Annotated in this window: 15 protein-coding genes and 1 tRNA gene; 8 read left to right on the forward strand and 8 right to left on the reverse strand. The window is 71.6% G+C overall.

Annotated features, from left to right (window positions below; translation table 11 throughout):
* Positions 1–201 precede the first annotated feature (201 nt).
* Positions 202–3,429 carry a bifunctional cytochrome P450/NADPH--P450 reductase gene (locus E5083_RS09530; protein WP_135785145.1) on the forward strand — a complete coding sequence of 1,076 codons (3,228 nt, stop codon included), beginning with the start codon at positions 202–204 and terminating at the stop codon, positions 3,427–3,429.
* Between the two features lie 138 nt (positions 3,430–3,567).
* Positions 3,568–4,614, forward strand: a complete 1,047-nt coding sequence (locus tag E5083_RS09535) for a zinc-binding dehydrogenase (protein WP_135785146.1) — start codon at positions 3,568–3,570, stop codon at positions 4,612–4,614.
* Positions 4,615–4,741: 127 nt separating this feature from the next.
* Here the strand turns inward: E5083_RS09535 and E5083_RS09540 are convergent.
* Positions 4,742–4,815: transfer RNA gene (locus E5083_RS09540), tRNA-Pro, on the reverse strand.
* 106 nt (positions 4,816–4,921) lie between these two features.
* Between E5083_RS09540 and E5083_RS09545 the strand changes: the two genes are divergently transcribed.
* From E5083_RS09545 to E5083_RS09555, 3 genes are all read left to right on the forward strand, one after another.
* Positions 4,922–5,437 (forward strand): DUF309 domain-containing protein, encoded by a 516-nt coding sequence (locus E5083_RS09545; protein WP_135785147.1) that lies wholly within the window; start codon positions 4,922–4,924, stop codon positions 5,435–5,437.
* A gap of 150 nt (positions 5,438–5,587) precedes the next feature.
* Positions 5,588–6,691, forward strand: a complete 1,104-nt coding sequence (locus tag E5083_RS09550) for a hypothetical protein (RefSeq protein ID WP_135785148.1) — start codon at positions 5,588–5,590, stop codon at positions 6,689–6,691.
* Between the two features lie 173 nt (positions 6,692–6,864).
* Positions 6,865–8,040 (forward strand): glutathione-independent formaldehyde dehydrogenase, encoded by a 1,176-nt coding sequence (locus tag E5083_RS09555; protein WP_135785149.1) that lies wholly within the window; start codon positions 6,865–6,867, stop codon positions 8,038–8,040.
* 24 nt (positions 8,041–8,064) lie between these two features.
* Here the strand turns inward: E5083_RS09555 and E5083_RS09560 are convergent, their stop codons facing one another.
* Both E5083_RS09560 and E5083_RS09565 read right to left on the reverse strand, forming a co-directional pair.
* Positions 8,065–8,946, reverse strand: coding sequence for an SDR family oxidoreductase (locus E5083_RS09560; protein ID WP_135785150.1), 882 nt, complete (start codon positions 8,944–8,946; stop codon positions 8,065–8,067).
* 95 nt (positions 8,947–9,041) lie between these two features.
* Entirely contained in the window at positions 9,042–9,620 is a 579-nt protein-coding gene (locus E5083_RS09565) for an ALF repeat-containing protein (protein WP_135785151.1), read from the reverse strand.
* Positions 9,621–9,757: 137 nt separating this feature from the next.
* On the opposite strand from E5083_RS09565, the gene cobF reads away from it, so the two are divergent.
* The gene (gene cobF / locus E5083_RS09570) at positions 9,758–10,531 is read left to right on the forward strand and encodes a precorrin-6A synthase (deacetylating) (protein WP_135785152.1); all 774 of its coding nucleotides are present in this window, start codon (positions 9,758–9,760) and stop codon (positions 10,529–10,531) included.
* Here cobF and E5083_RS09575 read toward each other — a convergent pair.
* The 4 genes from E5083_RS09575 to E5083_RS09590 all read right to left on the reverse strand — a co-directional run bounded on the left by E5083_RS09575 (position 10,488) and on the right by E5083_RS09590 (position 14,863).
* Positions 10,488–11,261, reverse strand: a complete 774-nt coding sequence (locus E5083_RS09575) for a cobalt-precorrin-6A reductase (protein ID WP_135785153.1) — start codon at positions 11,259–11,261, stop codon at positions 10,488–10,490. The genes cobF and E5083_RS09575 overlap by 44 nt on opposite strands.
* 21 nt (positions 11,262–11,282) lie before the next feature.
* Complete coding sequence (locus E5083_RS09580) at positions 11,283–12,044, reverse strand: sulfite exporter TauE/SafE family protein (RefSeq protein WP_135785154.1); 762 nt, start codon at positions 12,042–12,044, stop codon at positions 11,283–11,285.
* 46 nt (positions 12,045–12,090) lie between these two features.
* A complete protein-coding gene (locus E5083_RS09585) occupies positions 12,091–13,602 on the reverse strand; it encodes a long-chain-fatty-acid--CoA ligase (RefSeq protein WP_135785155.1) in 1,512 nt (503 codons plus the stop codon).
* A gap of 73 nt (positions 13,603–13,675) precedes the next feature.
* Complete coding sequence (locus E5083_RS09590; RefSeq protein ID WP_135785156.1) at positions 13,676–14,863, reverse strand: thiolase family protein; 1,188 nt, start codon at positions 14,861–14,863, stop codon at positions 13,676–13,678.
* 189 nt (positions 14,864–15,052) lie between these two features.
* On the opposite strand from E5083_RS09590, the gene E5083_RS09595 reads away from it, so the two are divergent.
* Complete coding sequence (locus tag E5083_RS09595) at positions 15,053–15,853, forward strand: alpha/beta fold hydrolase (RefSeq protein ID WP_135785157.1); 801 nt, start codon at positions 15,053–15,055, stop codon at positions 15,851–15,853.
* On the opposite strand, the gene E5083_RS09600 is transcribed toward E5083_RS09595, so the two are convergent.
* A complete protein-coding gene (locus tag E5083_RS09600) occupies positions 15,850–16,710 on the reverse strand; it encodes a Cof-type HAD-IIB family hydrolase (protein WP_135785158.1) in 861 nt (286 codons plus the stop codon). The genes E5083_RS09595 and E5083_RS09600 overlap by 4 nt on opposite strands.
* Positions 16,711–17,035: 325 nt before the next feature.
* On the opposite strand from E5083_RS09600, the gene E5083_RS09605 reads away from it, so the two are divergent.
* A complete protein-coding gene (locus E5083_RS09605) occupies positions 17,036–17,563 on the forward strand; it encodes an NUDIX hydrolase family protein (RefSeq protein WP_161204397.1) in 528 nt (175 codons plus the stop codon).
* Positions 17,564–17,671: the final 108 nt, after the last annotated feature.

Genomic DNA, 17,671 nt, shown 5'->3' on the forward strand with positions numbered 1-17,671 from the left:
CCATACCACGTATGGTACCAGTTTCGTACGTCGTATGAAATGACTCGAATCACAGCGGCGACGTGCACGGAAGGGCTTGCAACAGATTTCCATACCTCGTACGGTATTACTTCCATACAGCGTATGTTTCCGTATGGCGCCGAGGCATCCACCCGCGCAGCGCGCCTTTGCCCGATCCCCTCCACGCAGAGGAGCAAGCCCATGACGACGCACCCCGCAGCCAACCTCGAAGCCAACCTGCGTATCCCGCCGTCCTCGAACGGGGTCCCCATCCTGGGCCGGCCCCAGATCCCCGACACCAATCCGGTGGCGTACTTCGCCGAGCAGTCCGAGCAGTTCCCTGAGGGGCTCTTCAGCGTGGACCTCGCCGGGCAGGAGAACGTCTTCGTCTACGACCCCGACCTGGTCACCGAGTTCTGCGACGAGACCCGTTTCGGAAAGCCGATCTTCGCGCCGCTGTCGCATGTGCGGGACTACACCGGCGCGGGCCTGTTCACGGCCGGCGACGACGAAGAGGTCTGGGGCATGGCGCACCGAATCCTCATGCCGGCGTTCAGCCAGCGGGCCATGAAGGGCTACTTCGGGCAGATGCTGGAGATCGCCCAGAACCTGGTGGGCAAGTGGGAGCGCAAGGAGGGTGAGCCGGTCAAGATCACCGACGACTACACCCGCCTGACCCTGGACACCATCGCCCAGTCCGGGTTCGGCTACCGGTTCGGCTCCTTCGAGAAGGAGGAGTTGCACCCCTTCCTCAACGCCCTGCTGGAATCGCTGATCGAGTCGATGCGGCGCACGCAGGAGCTGCCGGAGATGACCGCGCTGCGCGTCGAGGACGGCAAGCGGTACCACGAGAACATCGCCCTGATGCGGGACCTGGTCGAAAGTGTGATCAAGGAGCGCCGTGAGGGTGAGGATGGCAGCGCGGACGACCTGCTGGGCCTGATGCTGGAGGCCACCGACCCGGAGACGGGCAAACCGCTGGACGACGAGAACGTGCGTGACCAGGTGGTGACGTTCCTGATCGCCGGTCACGAGACCACCAGTGGTCTGCTGTCGTTCGCCACCTACTCGCTGATGCGCAACCCGCACGTACTGGCCCAGGCCTACGCCGAGGTGGACCGGCTGCTGCCGGGCGACACCGTCCCGGACTACGACACCATCATGAAGATGGACGTCATCCCGCGGGTCCTGGAGGAGACCCTGCGGCTGTGGGCGCCGATCCCGCAGATCATCAAGGCTCCGATGAAGGACACCGTCATCGGCGGCAAGTACGAGCTGAAGGCGGGCACGCAGACCGCCCTGCTGATGGGCCCGCTGCACACCCACCCCAAGGCATGGGACCGCCCCCACGAGTTCGACATCGACCGCTGGCTGCCGGAGAACCGCGCCCAGCACCACCCGCACGCCTACAAGCCGTTCGGCAACGGCCGGCGTGCCTGCATCGGCCGGCAGTTCGCTCTGACCGAGGCCCGCCTGGCCCTGGCCCTGGTGCTGCAGAAGTTCAAGTTCTCCGACACCACCGACTACCAGATGGACGTCCGCGAGGCGCTGACCCGCAAACCCGGCGACTTCGAACTGGTCGTCCGCCGCCGCCAGGAGCACGAGCGGGCCGTCTTCAGCGTCGCCTCCCTCGACAGCCACGAGGAGCAGCGGCAGGCCCAGGTCAGCGGTGTCGGGGTGAACCTGACCGTCGCCTACGGCTCCAGTCTGGGGTCCTGCGAGGACCTGGCGCGCACCATAGCCGACCGGGGGGAGCGCTCCGGGTTCGGCACCACGCTGATGAGCCTGGACGACCTGGGTGAGCACCTGCCCACCGAGGGCCTGCTCGTGGTCGTGGCCGCCAGCTACAACGGCAAGGCCCCCGACAACGCCCAGCGCTTCGACGGCCTGCTCGCCGCCGGACTGCCCGAGGACGCGCTGTCCGACGTGCGGTTCGCGCTGCTGGGCGCCGGCAACACCCAGTGGGTGGCCACCTATCAGGCCTTCCCCAAGCGGATCGAGGAAGGTCTGCTGGCCGCCGGTGCGACCCCGGTCGTCGAGCGCGGTATCGCGGATGCCGCCGGTGACTTCGACGGCATGGCGAGTCGCTGGATGGACACGCTGTGGGCCACCCTGGCCGAGGAGTACGCCGCTGACACCTCCGAGGACAGCGGCCCGCGCTACCAGGTCCGGCTGCTCTCCGAGTCCGACGTGCGCCCGGCCATTGTCTCCGAACAGGCGTACCCGCTCACGGTGGTGGCCAACGAGGAGCTCGTGGCCGATGCGACCGGCCTGTGGGACTTCGGCATCGAGCCGCCGCGCCCGTCCGCGAAGTCCCTCACCTTCGAGCTGCCCGACGGCGTCACCTACGACACCGGCAACCACCTGGCCGTCTTCGCCAAGAACGAACCCGCCCTGGTGGAGCGCGCGCTGCGGCGGTTCGGCGTCGACTCCGACCAGGTGCTCCGGCTCGACCAGCCGGCAGGTGGCCGTACTCACCTGCCGGTCGGAATCCCCGTCACCGCCGGCATCCTGCTCACCGAGTTCCTGGAGCTCCAGGACGTCGCCACCCGCTCCCAGATCCAGACGCTCGCCGAGTACACCCAGTGCCCGTGGACCCAGCCACAGCTCCGGGCATACACGGCCGACACCGAGGAGGCCGAGGAGCGCTACCGGGAGGAGATCCTCGGCAAGCGGGTCTCGGTGCTGGGCCTGCTGGAGCGCTTCGAGGCGGTCGAGCTGCCGCTGGCGGTCTTCCTGGAGATGACGGGCCCCATCCGGCCGCGCTTCTACTCCATCTCCTCCGCCCCGTCCGCCAACCCGCGCCATGTGCGCCTGACCGTCGGCCTGCTCGAGGGCCCGGCCCTGTCCGGCGACGGCCAGTACCGCGGCACCTGCTCCTCCTACCTCGCCGGACTCGAGCCCGGCGACGTCGTGTACGGCTACGTCCGCGTCCCCTCCCCGGCCTTCGCCCCGCCCGCCGACCCCGCCACGCCGCTGATCCTCATCGGCCCCGGCACCGGTATCGCGCCGCTGCGCGGCTTCCTGGAGGAGCGGGCCCGGCAGCACGCGGACGGCACCCGGGTCGGCCTGTCCCAGGTGTTCGTCGGCTGCCGCCACCCGGAGCACGACTACTTCTACAAGCAGGAGATGCAGGACTGGGAGCGGGCCGGGATCGCGCAGATCCACACCGCCTTCTCCGCGGTGACCGGCCACCCGGCCCGGTTCGTGCAGAACGCCCTCGCAGGCGCCGCCGACACGGTGTGGCAGGCCATCCAGGACGGCGCGTACGTCTACGTCTGCGGTGACGGCCGCCGTATGGCACCCGCGGTCCGCGAAGCCCTCGCCGCCATCCACCGCCAGAAGACCGGTGGCGACGACGAAGCCGCCCAGCAGTGGCTCGCCCAGCTCGAGTCGGACGAGCGCTACCAGCAGGACGTCTTCGCCTGATCCCCCAGACGCCGGGAGGCGTGCGGCCCCCTCCTGCCACTCCCCGCACGCCTCCCGGCACCGCGAGCCCCCCACACATCACACGGCATCCATCGGCCCGAACCACCGGGCGGTGCCGCTCACAGAAGGCTGTTCACCATGGACACCATGCTCGCCGGACGCTTCCACCTGGGCAGCAAGAAGTTCGCCCTGGAAGAGGTCCCCGTCCCCGTGCCCGGTCCGGGCGAGGTCCTCATCGAGGTCAAGGCCGCGGGCGTCTGCCTCTCCGACGTCCACCTCCTCGACGGCTCGCTGTCCCCGCTCTTCCTGGACTCCGACACGGTCACCGTCGGCCACGAGGTGTCCGGGGTCGTCCATGCCCTCGGCCCCGGCCTCAAGCGGGGCCTGACCGTAGGCACCCGTGTCACGCTGGAGGCCGGCAAGGCATGCGGCAAGTGCGCCGACTGCGCACGGCGTCGCCCCTGCACCCAGGTCCGCACCGCCGGCATCGACTACGACGGCGGCTGGGCCCAGTACATGGTCACCCCCGAGGAGACCGTCGTACCCATCCCCGACAGCCTGCCCTTCGACCAGGCCGCGATCATCCCCGACGCGGTCTCCACCCCCTACACCGCCGTCGTCGCCACCGCGGGCGTCCGTCCCGCCCAGTCCGTCGGCGTGTGGGGCGTGGGCGGAGTCGGCGCACACAACGTGCGCGTGGCCCGGCTGGTCGGCGCCGCGCCCATCATCGCCGTCGACCCGCTGCCCAGCGCCCGCGAGCGCGCTCTCCTCTTCGGGGCGGACCATGCCCTGGACCCGGCCGCGCCCGACTTCGCCGAGCAGGTCCGCGCGGCCACCGAAGGCCGGGGGCTGGACTTCGCCTTCGACTGCGCCGGCGTGCCGGTCGTCCGTGAGCAGGCCGCCTCCGTGCTCGGCCGGGGCGGCTCCCTGATCCTGGTGGGCATCACCCCCAGGCCGCTCACCATCACCGAGGGCCTGACCTTCAACTACCTGTGCAAGCAGGTCCGGGGTCACTACGGCGGCAGCCCCGAGTCGGTCACCGAGCTGGTACGGCTGACCGCGGCGGGCCGCCTGGACCTGGCTCCCTCCATCACGGACCACATCCCGCTCACCGACGCGGCCGACGCGGTCAGCCGTCTGGAGGACAAGACCGGCGACCCGATCCGCCTCATCCTCGTCCCCTGACGCCCGTCAGCGGGACAGCAAGCCACCTCGGGCAGGAAGGGCGCCGGTCCCCGTCTGGTCCCCAGGAATGATCAAGGGCCGGTTTCGGATTTCTCCGTAACCGGCCCTCACCTGCGACTTCGTAAAGTCGGGACGACAGGATTTGAACCTGCGACCCCTTGACCCCCAGTCAAGTGCGCTACCAAGCTGCGCCACGTCCCGATGCGCTCACTCGCGGTGAACCGCGTGATCGCGCGAACAGCACTTTACCCCACGTACGGGACTCCTCCGAAGCGGGTTGTCGGCGGGGAGGGGGAGAATCGGCCGCATGGCAGACGCGGAGACGGGCGGAGAGATCGGCGGGCGCGACCGGGACACCGAGGGGCGGGCGCGGAACGCGCGGCCCCGCGACGGGCTGGGGCGGCCCCTGCCGTACGGGGCCGACGGGGTCGAGCGGCAGCCCGAGGGGGTCGTACGGAGCCCGGACGAGACGGTCGCGGAGGCGCAGGCGCTGTTGGACGCCGGGAAGCCGTTCCACGCGCACGAGGTGTTCGAGGACGCCTGGAAGTCCGGCCCCGACACCGAGCGCGAGCTGTGGCGCGGGCTCGCGCAGATCGCCGTGGGCCTCACCCACTCCGCCCGGGGCAACGTCACCGGCGGGCCCCGCCTCCTCCGCCGGGGCGCGGCGGCGGTGACGGCCTGGTCCGAGCAGAACCGGCCCCGCCCCTACGACCTCGACCTCCCCGGCCTCGCCACCTGGGCCGGAGCCCTCGCCGGGCGGGTGGAGCAGACCTCCGCCCCCATCGACGCCGCCACCGAGGCACCCCGTCTGCGACGGGGCTGACGGGCGGGGGCGGCCCGAGGCCCTGCGGAGGGGGGCCAGCGTGTCACGTGGTGCCGACGTCACCTCGGGGGCATGCTGTGGGGCACTCGCGATCGCGGGGCAGCCCCCTCAGAAGGAGTCACGCTGGTGTCGTCCCCGGGCGTTACGGTCGTGGCTCTCCTGGCGGACCCGGACACTCCGACCGAGATCGCGCGGCGCCTGGCCCGGACCCTCCCCGGCCGCCTCGCCGAAAGAGCGGGCCAGGGACGGCGGTTCGAGGTCCACGTGGTCAGCGAGCCCTTCACCGCGGGGACGGAGGACCCGCCCACCCTGATGCGCCGGCTCATGGACCGCGCCAGGACGGAGAACTGGGACGTCGTCGTGGCCCTCACCGATCTTCCGCTGCACTCGCACGGCCACAAACTCGTCGTGGACCTCAGTCACGAACACGGCCTGGCCCTGCTCTCGCTGCCCACGCTGGGCGGCCTGCGCCTGGAGACCAGAGCACGACGGGCCGTCGAAGAAGCCGTCCTCACCCTGGCCGCCCCGCAGACCACCGGAACCGAAGAACAGCCGGGGAGCCGGCCGCTGGGCCGCTTCGTCAGCCGTCTCGCCCCCATCCACCCCGGTCCGGTCGACGAGGAGGAGACCGCCGATCTCCGGTACGTCGTCGGCGGGCCGCGCGGTTACCTGAGGGTGCTCGTCGGCATGGTCCGCGCCAACCGGCCGTGGCGCCTGGTGCCGGGCCTGTCCAAGGCCCTGGCCGCCGCGCTCGCCACCGGGGCGGTCGCCACCGTGAACTCCACCGTCTGGAGCCTGTCGGAGGCCCTGAGCACCCCGCGCCTCGTGATCGCCATGGTCGGGTCCATCGCCCTCATGATCGGGTGGCTGACCGTGGACGCGCGACTGTGGTACCGGGCGACAGACGCCTCGGCGGAGGAGAGGAAGAGGGCCGGCCTCTACAACGCCTCGACCGTCGTGACCCTGGCCATCGGCGTGATCGCCTGCTACGTGGGTCTGCTGGCCATCAACTTGGTCTGGGCGCTGTTCATCCTCAACGACCGGGTCTTCGCCATCACGACCCAGAACCCGCTGCAGTCCACCGACTACTGGACGTTGGCCTGGTTCGTCGCTTCGACCGCCACGGTGGGCGGCGCGCTGGGATCGGGCCTGGAGAGCGACGAGGCGATCCGGGCAGCCGCCTTCTCCAAGCGCGAACAGGAACGTCGGGACATGCTTCAGGACGACGACGACGCCGACCGGTCGGAGACCTGAGCCGGAGAGCCCTCGGCGGTCGGCGGGGGCCGAAAATTCAGCCGACCGGCCGGCGAGCGGCTGTTTCGCGCCAAAGGCCGACGGGGACCCGGACGGCACCGCCGTTCCACCCGTTCCGGGTGAACGGCCCGCAGCGACGTGCCGCGGTCGCACCGCGGCCGAGAGAAGTCATCATGAAAGCAGCGGTATATGAAGGACCGCGAACGGTAGCGGTGAAGGACGTACCGGACGCGAAGATCGAGCACCCCTGCGACATCATCGTCAAGATCACCACCACCAACATCTGCGGTTCGGACCTGCACATGTACGAGGGCCGCACCTCGTTCGAGCCCGGCCGCACCTTTGGACACGAGAACATGGGCCAGGTGGTGGAGACCGGCCCGGCGGTCCGCAAGGTCCAGGTCGGCGAGTACGTGGTCCTGCCCTTCAACATCGCCTGCGGATTCTGCAAGCAGTGCGAGCGAGGGCTCACCAACTACTGCCTGACCATGCAGCCGGAACCGGCCCTCGCCGGGGCCGCCTACGGATTCGCCGACATGGGTCCCTATCAGGGCGGCCAGGCGGAGCTGCTGCGCGTGCCCTACGGCGACTTCAACGCCCTGCGCCTCGGCGAGGACGCCGCCGAGCGGCAGAACGACTACGTGATGCTCGCCGACATCTTCCCCACCGGGTATCACGCCACTGAGATGGCCCACGTCAAACCGGGCGACCAGACCGTCATCTTCGGGGCCGGTCCCGTCGGGCTGATGGCGGCCTACTCCGCCCTCCTCAAGGGCGCCGGGCGCGTCTGGGTGGTCGATCACCAGCCCGACCGGCTGCGCAAGGCGGAGGAGATCGGGGCCATCCCGGTCAACACCGCGGAGCAGAACCCGGCGGAAGTCGTCAAGGACGCCACCCTGGGTCTGGGCGCCGACAACGGCTGCGAGTGCGTCGGCTATCAGGCCCATGACGCCGAGGGACACGAGGACGCCAGCCTCACGCTCAACGGGCTGATCGACTCGGTCAGGTTCACGGGCGACATCGGCGTGGTGGGCGTGTTCCTGCCCGAGGACCCCGGCGGCGAGAAGGCCCAGGGCGAGCTGGAGGCACACGGCAAGGTCCCGATCGACTTCGGGCTGATGTGGTTCAAGGGCCAGCACATGGGCACCGGGCAGGCGCCGGTCAAGAGGTACAACCGAGCGCTGCGCGATCTGATCGCCGGCGGGAAGGCGCAGCCGAGCTTCGTCGTCACCCAAGAACTCGGCCTGGACGAGGCGCCGACCGCCTACGAGCACTTCGACGCCCGTGACGAGGGCTGGACCAAGGTCGTCCTCCATCCGAACGGACGGGGGAACGGCCACCAGGGCTGAGGGACCCGAGGACCGCCCATTTCCTCAGGCCGACCCTCCCCGCCATGTCTCGTCGGCCACACCCCCCGCCCCCAGCAGCCCCGTAGGCGGCAGCGCCCGCTCCGCCTGGAGGCGCGGCAGCGTCCGGCTGGAGACGTGCCGTACGACCGGCGGCAGCACCGCGCGGCCCCACTGGGCGAGCCGTAGCCACGCCGGTACGTACACCGACGTACGCCGGTGTTCCACCGCGCGGACCAGGCGTTCCGCGACCACCTCCGCCGGGTACACCCTGCGGGCCGGTGCCGGCATGTGGGCGCGGAGTTCGCGGAGTACGGGGTAGTGGTCGGCGTCGCGGGTCATGTCGGTGTCGGTCCAGTTGATGTAGGCGATGCCCACGCCGACGGACTCGTGGGCGACCTCGGCCTGGAGGGAGCGGGCGAACGACTCGACGCCCGCCTTGGACGCGCAGTAGGCGCTCATCATGGGCGAGGTGCCGAACGCGGCCAGCGACGCCACCTGGAGGAAGTAGCCGGAGGTGACCAGCAGGTCGGCGAGGAACGCCCGCGCGGTGAAGGCACTGCCGACCAGGTTGACGTCGATCACCCGCCGCCACGACTCCGGGACGGACCCGGCGAAGGGCCCGCCCTCGGCGATCCCCGCGTTGGCCACCACGACGGACGGCCGTCCCAGCCGCTCCCGTACCTCCACCGCCGCCCGCTCCAGGGCAGCGAAGTCGGTGATGTCGACCTCCAGGGCGATCACCGGCGGCGGGAGCGAGGCCGCCACCCCCTCCAGTCGCGGCCCTTCCAGGCCGAGCAGCGCGAGCCGCGCGCCGCGCTCGGCGAACGCGTGGGCCAGAGCCGCACCCAGGCCGCGCGCGGCCCCGGTCACGACGACGGTTCGGCCTGCGAGGGGGCTGTCGTACATGGCGGCCTGCCTCCGATCGCGGGACCCGGCCCGTCCGGGCTCACCGGAAGGGCCGAGTACCCAGGAGCGCCGGGAAGCGACTCCCTGCGCGGGGGCTAGTGCACCTGGTACTGCCCCACGGCGATGAAGTACCGCAGCTCCTCCAGCGTGCCGTCGAGCGCGGTGGAGGCGGCGGCGCGGAGGGCCGGGCTGGACTTGGGGTCGGCGATGATGCGGAGGGCGGCCACCCGGTCGTCCTCGCCCTGGGCCAGGCGGTAACCCGTCTCCAGGAACGCCCGCTGGTCGTCCATCGTCCCGTCCAGCGCCTTGTTCGCCTCCCGGATCACGGCCTTGCCGCTCTTCGGGTCCGCGAGGATGCGGGCTATGGCCACCCGGTCGTCCTCCGCCTGCGCCAGGCGGTAGCCCGTCTCCAGGAACGCCCGCTGGTCCGCGATCGTGCCGTCCAGGGCCTCGTTGGCCTCGCGGAGGACCGCCTTGCCGCTGGCCGGGTCCGCGAGGATGCGGAAGATGGCGACCCGGACGTCGTCGTCGGACATCTGGTCCACCGGGGTGGAGGCCGTGGCCGAGACCGTCGTCGTGGCCGCGACGGCGGCGGACGCGGGGGTGGAGAGGAGGAGGGCCGGGGTGAGGGCCGTGGCCGCGAGGAGCAGTGCCGCGCGGGTCGTTCTCGTCATGCTGAGCCTCCGTCATCGAGTGGGCGGACGATCGCTGTCGATCCCGCCGTGATCATTACCACGACCCTGCGGGCCTCCCGGTTCCCGTCACCGCCCCCGTATCCGGCCCCCTTCACCCCGTGCGGCAGACTCGGTGGGTGCGAAAGATTCATGTCATCGGTATCGGTGCGGGCGACCCCGACCAGCTCACGTTGCAGGCGGTCAAGGCGTTGCGCGGCACGGACGTGTTCTTCCTGCTCGACAAGGGCGAGGTGAAGAGTGATCTGACGCGGCTGCGCCGGGACATCCTGGACGCGCATCTGCCCGAGGGGTCGTACCGGGTGGTGGCGGCCCGGGACCCGGAGCGGGACCGGCGGGCGGGCGGGGCGGCCTACTCGCCGGCCGTGGAGGACTGGCGGACCGCCCGCGCGGGGATCTACGAGCGGCTCATCGCGGACGAGGTCGCGGAGGACGGCACGGGCGCCTTCCTGGTGTGGGGCGACCCCTCGCTGTACGACAGCACGCTCGGCATCCTGGAGGAGGTGCTGGCCAAGGGGACGGTGGAGTTCACGTACGACGTGGTGCCCGGCATCAGCAGCGTCTCCGCGCTGGTCGCCCGGCACCGGACCGGGCTGAACCGGGTGGCGCGGCCGGTGCAGATCACCACCGGGCGGCGGCTCGCGGAGGGGTTCCCGGAGGGGGTGGACGACGTGGTGGTGATGCTCGACGCCCACCAGGCGTTCCGGGAATACGTCGGGGACGACATCGACATCTACTGGGGCGCGTACATCGGCACCCCGGACGAGATCCTGGTCTCCGGGCCGCTCGCTAAGGCCGGTCCGGAGATCGAGCGGGTGCGGGCGGAGGCGCGGGAGCGGAAGGGCTGGATCATGGACACGTATCTGCTGCGCAGGCACCCTCGGGGGGAATGACCCCGGCCAGCCAGTCAAGTACGCCCTCCACGCCCGGCAACGCCCGCACAGCGGAGGTGAGTTCGGGGCGGCGTACGACGACGACGGGCAGCGAGAGCGAGCGGGCGGCGGCCAGTTTCGGTGCCGTCGCCGCTCCCCCGCTGTCCTTCGTCACCAGTACGTCGATGCGGTGCGCCCGGAGCAGGTCCAGCTCGTCGGCGAGGGTGAACGGGCCGCGTGCCAGGACCAGTTCGCTGTGGGGGGGCATGGGGGGCTCCGGTGGCTCCACCGAGCGGACCACGAACTGAGTGCCCGTCAAATGAGCGAAGGCGGCCAGTCCGAGCCGTCCCGTACTGAGGAACACCCGTTGTCCCAGGCGGGGTACGAGCCGCGCGGCCTCCGCCAGAGAGGCCACCGAGAACCAGTCGTCGTCGAGGTCCCAGCCGGGGCGGCGCAGGACCGCGTGCGGAACTCCGGTCGCCCGTGCCGCCTCCGCCGCGTTGGCCGTGATGCGCTCGGCGAAGGGATGGGTGGCGTCCACCAGCGCGGTCACCCGGTGGGCGCGCAGCCAGCCGGCCAGCCCAGCCGCGCCCCCGAACCCGCCGACCCGCACCTCACCGTCGACCGCCCCCGGCCTGCTCACCCGCCCCGCGAGCGAGGTGGTGACCCTCAGACCGGGGCGGATGGCCAGGGCGGTGGCGAGGCGGCGGGCTTCGGTGGTGCCGCCGAGGATCAGGACGTGCGCGGACATGGGGTGAGCGTACGCATCCGGTCAGGTCAGCAGGAGTTCGACCGCCCCGACGACGGTGGCCACGATGACGATGCGGTCGAACAGCCGCTGGTTGATCTTGTGGACGGCCCACCGTCCGAGGAACGCGCCGGGCACGACGAAGACCAGCAGGGCCGCGTCGAGCAGCAGCGAGTTGCCGTCGATCAGACCGAGCGCGGCGCTGAAGGGGATCTTGGCGACGTTCACGATGAGGAAGAAGAAGGCGGAGGTGCCGAGGAAGCCCATCTTCCGGAAGCCGGCGGAAAGAAGATACATCGACATCACCGGTCCGCCCGCGTTGGCGACCATGGTGGTGAAACCGCCCATCACGCCGTACGCCCCCGCCGTGGCGCGGCCGGTCCGGGTACTGACGTCCTCCGTCGCCTCCTGGCGCCGTCGCCACAGGGTGATGCCGGTCATCATCAGCAGGATCACGCCGATAGAGACCCGTACGATCCCGTCGCCGACCCGCGCGAGGAACAGCGTGCCCGCCACCACCCCGGCCGCGACGGCCGGGAACAGCCGCCACAGGGTGGGCCAGTGGGCGTGCCGACGGTAGGTGAGGACGGCGAAGGTGTCGCCCGCGATGAGCAGCGGGAGGAGTACGCCGGTGGAGGCGCGGGCGGGCAGGACGGCCGCGAAGACGGCGAGGCTGACCGTGTTGGCCCCGCTGACCGCGGTCTTGGAGAAGCCGACCAGGAGGGCGGCGAGGGCGAGGGCGGCGAACTCCCAGCCGGATATGTGCCAGAGCGTCATCATGTTCATGCGGAGACTGATGCTATGTGCACACGTCCGGCCGGGCGCCGGTGGCTCAGCGGGCGGTGTACCGCGTCCGCAGTTCCCGCTTGAGCACCTTCATGCTCGGGCCGAGCGGGAGTTCGTCCGCGAACTCCACGCGGCGGGGGTACTTGTGCTTGCCGAGGTGCTCCTTGGACCACTCGGTGATCGCGGCGGCGTCGGGGGTGACGCCCGGCGCGGGGACGACGACCGCGCAGATCTCCTCGCCGTGCAGCTCGTCGGGGAGCCCGATGACGGCGACCTGGGCGATCTCCGGGTGCCGGGCGAGGACCTCCTCGACCTCGCGGGGATAGACGTTGTAGCCGCCGCGGATGATGACGTCCTTCTTGCGGTCGACGATCCGCAGGAACCCGTCCTCGTCCTTGGTGCCGAGGTCGCCGGTGCGGAACCAGCCGTCGACCAGCGCCTCGGCGGTGGCCTCGGGCCGGCCGAGGTAGCCGGAGAAGACGTTGTGGCCCCGGATGACGACCTCGCCCAGCTCGCCGGGCGCGAGAAGTTCGACCCGGTCCTCGACGTCCGCCTGCGCGATCTCGGCGTCCACGCCCCACAGCGGGTGGCCGATGGTGCCGGCGCGGGTGCCGAAGACGGGCTGGTTGACGGTGGCGGCCGGGGAGGTCTCCGACAGGCCGTACCCCTCGTAGATCCGGGCGCCGAACGCCGACTCGAACCGCTCCAGCACCGCCACCGGCAGCGAGGCGCCGCCGGAGATGCACAGCCGCAGCTCGGGCAGGGCGGCGGCGTCGGCCGCGACGGCGGCGAGGGAGACGAACATGGTGGGGACGCCGTGGAAGGTGTTGACGCGCTCGGCGACCATGATCTCGATCGCGCGGGCGGCGTCGAAGCGGGGCAGCAGGACGAGCGTCGCGCCGGCGCGCCAGGTGGAGTTGAGGGAGACCGTCTGCCCGAAGGCGTGGAACAGCGGGAGCGCGCCGAGGACGATGTCGTCGGGGCGGATGTCGTTGGCGTCGAAGGCGTTGACGGTCGCGTTCATCACGATGTTGAAGTGACTGAGCACGGCGCCCTTCGGGACGCCCGTCGTACCGCTGGTGTAGAAGACGACGGCCGGGTCGTCGGCGGACCGGGTGACGTAGGAGTGCGGCGGCTCGGCGTCGACCGCGAGCTTCTCCAGCTCCTCGCCGAGGACGACCACGCGGATGCCGAGGGGCTCGGCGGCCGCGCGGGCGGTGGCCTCCTGGGCGGGGTGGGCGAGCAGCAGGCCGGCGCCGCTGTCCTTGAGGACGTGCTGCACCTCGGTGGCGGAGAGCAGCAGGTGGACGGGGACGACGACACCGCCGACCGCCATGGCCGCGTAGTAGGCGAGCGGGAACTCGGCGGTGTTGGGGGCCATCAGGGCGACCCGGTCGCCCGGCCGTACGCCGAGGGCGGTCAGCGCGCCGGCCTGGGCGAGGGAGCGCCGCCAGGCTTCGGCGAAGGTGAGGCGCAGGTCGCCCTCGACCAGGGCCGTCCGGTCGGGGCGGCGGCGGGCGTTCTCGGCCAGGATGGCGGCGACGGACAAGGTTGCCATGAGGTGCGGCTCCGTTTCCTGCGGTGCGACTCATGCTGCGGAACTCCCCGGCGGGGAAGGTCCGTCGGGTGGTTCAGGGGCGCTCCACCAGGACCGCGCTGCCCTGCCCGACGCCGACGCACATGGTGGCGAGGCCGCGTCCGGCGCCGGTGCGGCGCATGCGGTGCAGCAGGGTGGTGAGGATGCGGGCGCCGGAGCAGCCGAGGGGGTGGCCCAGCGCGATGGCGCCGCCGGTGGGATTCACCAGGCCGGGTTCGATGCCCAGTTGGTCGACGCAGGCGAGGGCCTGCGCGGCGAACGCCTCGTTGAACTCGGCCTCTTGGAGATCGTCGACGCTCCAGCCAACGCGGGCGAGCGCCTTGCGGGTGGCCGGGACCGGGCCGACGCCCATCACGTCGGGGTGGACGCCCGCCGAGGCGCCGGCGACGTACCGGCCGAGGGATTCGAGGCCGAGTTCCCCGAGCGCGTCCTCGCTGACCAGGAGGAGTCCGGCGGCGCCGTCGTTCATGGGCGAGGCGTTGCCCGCGGTCACCGTGCCGTCTTTTCGGAACACCGGCTTGAGGCGGGCGAGTTTCTCCAGGGAGGTGTCCTCGCGTACGCATTCGTCGCGGTCCACGGTGATGCCGTCCGGGCGCTCCACGGGGAGGAGTTCGGCGTCGAAGTGGCCGTTCTTCCGTGCGGTGGCGGCGAGTTGGTGGCTGCGCAGGGCGAACTCGTCCTGCCGCTCACGGGAGATGCCGTACCGCTGGGCGACCTCCTCGGCGGTCTCGCCCATGGCCAGGACGCCGTGCAGGTCCTTCATCGCCGGGTTGGTCAGGCGCCAGCCGAGGCGGGTGTCGTAGGTCTCCATGCGGTGCGGGAGGGCCTCGTCGGGGCGGGGCAGCACGAAGGGGGCGCGGCTCATGGACTCGGAGCCGCCCGCGATCAGGATGTCCGCCTCACCGGCCGCGATGGTACGGGCGGCGGTGGTGACGGCCTCCAGGCCGGAGGCGCAGAGCCGGTTGACGGTGGCGCCGGGCACGGAGTCGGGGAGCCCGGCGAGCAGCACGGCCATGCGGGCGATGTTGCGGTTGTCCTCGCCGGCCTGGTTGGCGGCGCCCCAGTACACGTCGTCGATCCGGGCCGGGTCGAGCGCGGGCGCGCCGCTGACCAGGTCGCGGACGACGACCGCCGCGAGGTCGTCGGGCCGCACGGAGGAGAGGGCGCCGCGCAGCTTGCCGATGGGCGTGCGGCGGGCGGCCGCGAAGTGGACGGGACGCAACTCGGGACTCCTGACCGACGACGTTGTGGATCAGCATGAACCTATGCCCCGCCGGAGCGGAGCGACTGGATCAGCAGCGACTTAATTAGCACTGCTAGTTTTGGGCTCTACCGGACTATAGACCGCGCACCGGCCCCCTGGGAAGATCCCCCCGGAGTGACCCACGCGACCACGCCGGAGGAGAGCCGCATGACCGACGTACGCGCCCACATCCGCCAGGGCGTCCACGGCGCGCTGCACGTCCGCGCCTGGCCGCACCCCGCGCCCCGCTACCTCGCCCTGCTGGTGCACGGGTACGGCGAGCACGCGGGCCGGTACCACGAGGTGGCCGGGGTGCTCACCGGCCACGGCGCCGCGGTGTACGCCCCCGACCACCTCGGGCACGGCAGGTCGGCCGGCGAGCGGGCGGTGATCGAGGACTTCGAGGACGTGGTGACCGACCTCCACACGGCGGCGGATCTGGCCCGCGCCGAGCACACAGGTCTGCCCCTGGTCATGGTGGGCCACTCCATGGGCGGCCTGATCGCGGCGCGCTACGCCCAGCGGTACGGGTCCGAGCTGACCGCGCTGGTGCTGTCGGGGCCGGTGATCGGCACCTGGGCGCTGCCGGGGCGCCTGCTCGCGCTGGACGAGATCCCGGACGTGCCGGTCAGCCCGGCCGCGCTCTCCCGCGACCCGGCGGTGGGCGCAGCCTATGCCGCCGACCCACTGGTGTGGCACGGCCCCATGAAACGGCCGACTCTTATGGCGTTCGAGCGGGGGCTGGCGGCCGTGGCCGAGGGCGGCGACCTCGGGGGCCTGCCCCTGCTCTGGCTGCACGGCGACGACGACCGGCTGGTCCCGGTCGAGGGCAGCCGTGTCGGCGTGGAGCGCCTCGGCCGCGCCACCGAGCGCGTCTTCCCGGGCGCCCGTCATGAGGTCTTCCACGAGACCGACCGCACGAAGGTCTTCGCGGAGCTGACGGGCTTCCTGGACTCGGTGCTGGACTAGAGGGTTATGCCGAGTATCCGCGCCACCGTCCGGATCACCCCGTGGTCGTTGTTGGACGGGGCCAGGTGGCGGGCGCGGCTGATGACGTCCGGGTGGGCGTTGGCCATGGCGAAGGACCAGTCGGCGGCGTCCAGCATCTCCAGGTCGTTGAGGTAGTCGCCGAAGACCATGGTCTGGGCCGGGGTGATGCCCAGCTCGCGCTGGAGGCCGCGCAGGGCGGCGCCCTTGTTGGCGGTGCGGTTCATCACGTCCACCCAGTGCGCGCCGGACACCACGACCTGGTGGCTGTCGGCGAAGGGCGCGAGGGCGGGGGCGGCGCCCTGCTCGGCGGAGCCGAAGTCGTACACCGCGACCTTGATGATCTCGTCGTCCACCGCGGTCACGTCCTCGACCACGCGGTGCGAGACGTAGTACTTGCGCACCTCGGCGAGGAACGCCTCGTCGGTCCGCTCCACATAGGCGGCCCGCTTGCCGCAGACCACGGCGCCCGCGTCAACCCCCCGCGCGGCGAGTCCGCGTACCGTGCGGGCCAGCTCGGCGGCGGTCGCGTGGTCCAGCGGGTCGGAGCTGAGCTCGACACCGTCGCGGACCACATAGGTGCCGTTCTCCGCGATGAACACCATGCCCTCGGCCACGTCGGCGAACTCCTCGGCCAGCGTGGCGTACTGGCGGCCGCTCGCGGGGCTGAACAGCACGCCCCGGCGCCGGAGTTCGGCGAGCAGCGGCCGCAGGGTGACGGGCGGCCGCTTGTCGTCGTCCAGCAGGGTGCCGTCCATGTCGGTCACCACCAGGCGGATGTCGGCGGGGCCCGAGGGCTCGCCGGGGACGTCGAGGAGGGGCGCGGGCGTCGCTGACATGTGCTGCTTCCGGTCGGTTCGCGGGACGCCCCCAGTGTTCCTCATGGCCCGGACGGACCTGTCCCTGGGCGGGGCGGCCGGTCCGGGGATGCCCGTTCGGTGCCCGTTCGCGTACCGTGCGCGATTTTCGGGACACCGGGATCGCCGGACGGCACAATGACGCGGGACGGCGTGATCAAGGGGCGCACAACGCGCGGGTTGCGGGGAAGGTGGCAGTCATGGAGTTCTGACCATGAGCCCGTCGGCCCCACGGAACGCCTCTGCCGAGCCCGCCCGCGCCCGCGGCGGGTCCCCACCCGGAAAGTATGATCAAGCAATGTCTGACATGACCGAGACCACGCCCGGCTGGCTGACCACGGACGAGCTGGAGATGGCCAGGGCCCGGATGCCGATCCTGTACGTCGAGGCCGTGCCCGTGCGGGTGGACGACAGCGGTGAAGTCACCAGCATCGGGCTGCTGTTGCGCATAGGGCCGGACGGCACGGTCAGCCGCACCCTGGTCTCCGGCCGCGTCCTGCACCACGAGCGGGTGCGCGACGCGCTGCTGCGCCATCTGGAGAAGGACCTCGGCCCGGTCGCGCTGCCCCGCGTCCCCGTCTCCACGCAGCCGTTCACGGTCGCGGAGTACTTCCCCACGGCCGGTGTCACCCCGTACCACGACCCGCGTCAGCACGCGGTGTCGCTGGCCTACATCGTGCCGGTGACCGGTGACTGCCGGCCCCGGCAGGACGCGCTGGACCTGGTCTGGTTCACCCCGCAGGAGGCCGCCTCGGCGGCGCTGCACGACGAGATGCCCGGCGGCCACGGCGCCCTGCTGAAGCAGGCGCTGGCCCACGTGGGCATCGTCTTCTAGCGCTCGTCCGGCCGGGGGCCGAAAGGTCCCCGGCCGGGGCCGAGTGGCCCGTGGCGCACCGGGCGGGAGCGGTACGACCCTGGGGGCAGACGCCTCGAAGGGAGCCGG

Origin of the sequence: Streptomyces bauhiniae, from assembly GCF_004784475.1 — a bacterium.
In the GTDB taxonomy this organism is placed as follows: Bacteria; Actinomycetota; Actinomycetes; order Streptomycetales; family Streptomycetaceae; genus Streptomyces; species Streptomyces seoulensis.

Coding starts and splice junctions, on each gene's coding strand:
- E5083_RS09580 (WP_135785154.1), bottom strand. CDS start 12,044: ATGAACATGATGACGCTCTGGCACATATCCGGCTGGGAGTTCGCCGCC.
- E5083_RS09595 (WP_135785157.1), top strand. CDS start 15,053: ATGACCGACGTACGCGCCCACATCCGCCAGGGCGTCCACGGCGCGCTG.
- E5083_RS09600 (WP_135785158.1), bottom strand. CDS start 16,710: ATGTCAGCGACGCCCGCGCCCCTCCTCGACGTCCCCGGCGAGCCCTCG.
- E5083_RS09605 (WP_161204397.1), top strand. CDS start 17,036: ATGACCGAGACCACGCCCGGCTGGCTGACCACGGACGAGCTGGAGATG.
- E5083_RS09585 (WP_135785155.1), bottom strand. CDS start 13,602: ATGGCAACCTTGTCCGTCGCCGCCATCCTGGCCGAGAACGCCCGCCGC.
- E5083_RS09575 (WP_135785153.1), bottom strand. CDS start 11,261: ATGTCCGCGCACGTCCTGATCCTCGGCGGCACCACCGAAGCCCGCCGC.
- E5083_RS09530 (WP_135785145.1), top strand. CDS start 202: ATGACGACGCACCCCGCAGCCAACCTCGAAGCCAACCTGCGTATCCCG.
- E5083_RS09555 (WP_135785149.1), top strand. CDS start 6,865: ATGAAAGCAGCGGTATATGAAGGACCGCGAACGGTAGCGGTGAAGGAC.
- E5083_RS09560 (WP_135785150.1), bottom strand. CDS start 8,946: ATGTACGACAGCCCCCTCGCAGGCCGAACCGTCGTCGTGACCGGGGCC.
- E5083_RS09565 (WP_135785151.1), bottom strand. CDS start 9,620: ATGACGAGAACGACCCGCGCGGCACTGCTCCTCGCGGCCACGGCCCTC.
- E5083_RS09545 (WP_135785147.1), top strand. CDS start 4,922: ATGGCAGACGCGGAGACGGGCGGAGAGATCGGCGGGCGCGACCGGGAC.
- E5083_RS09535 (WP_135785146.1), top strand. CDS start 3,568: ATGGACACCATGCTCGCCGGACGCTTCCACCTGGGCAGCAAGAAGTTC.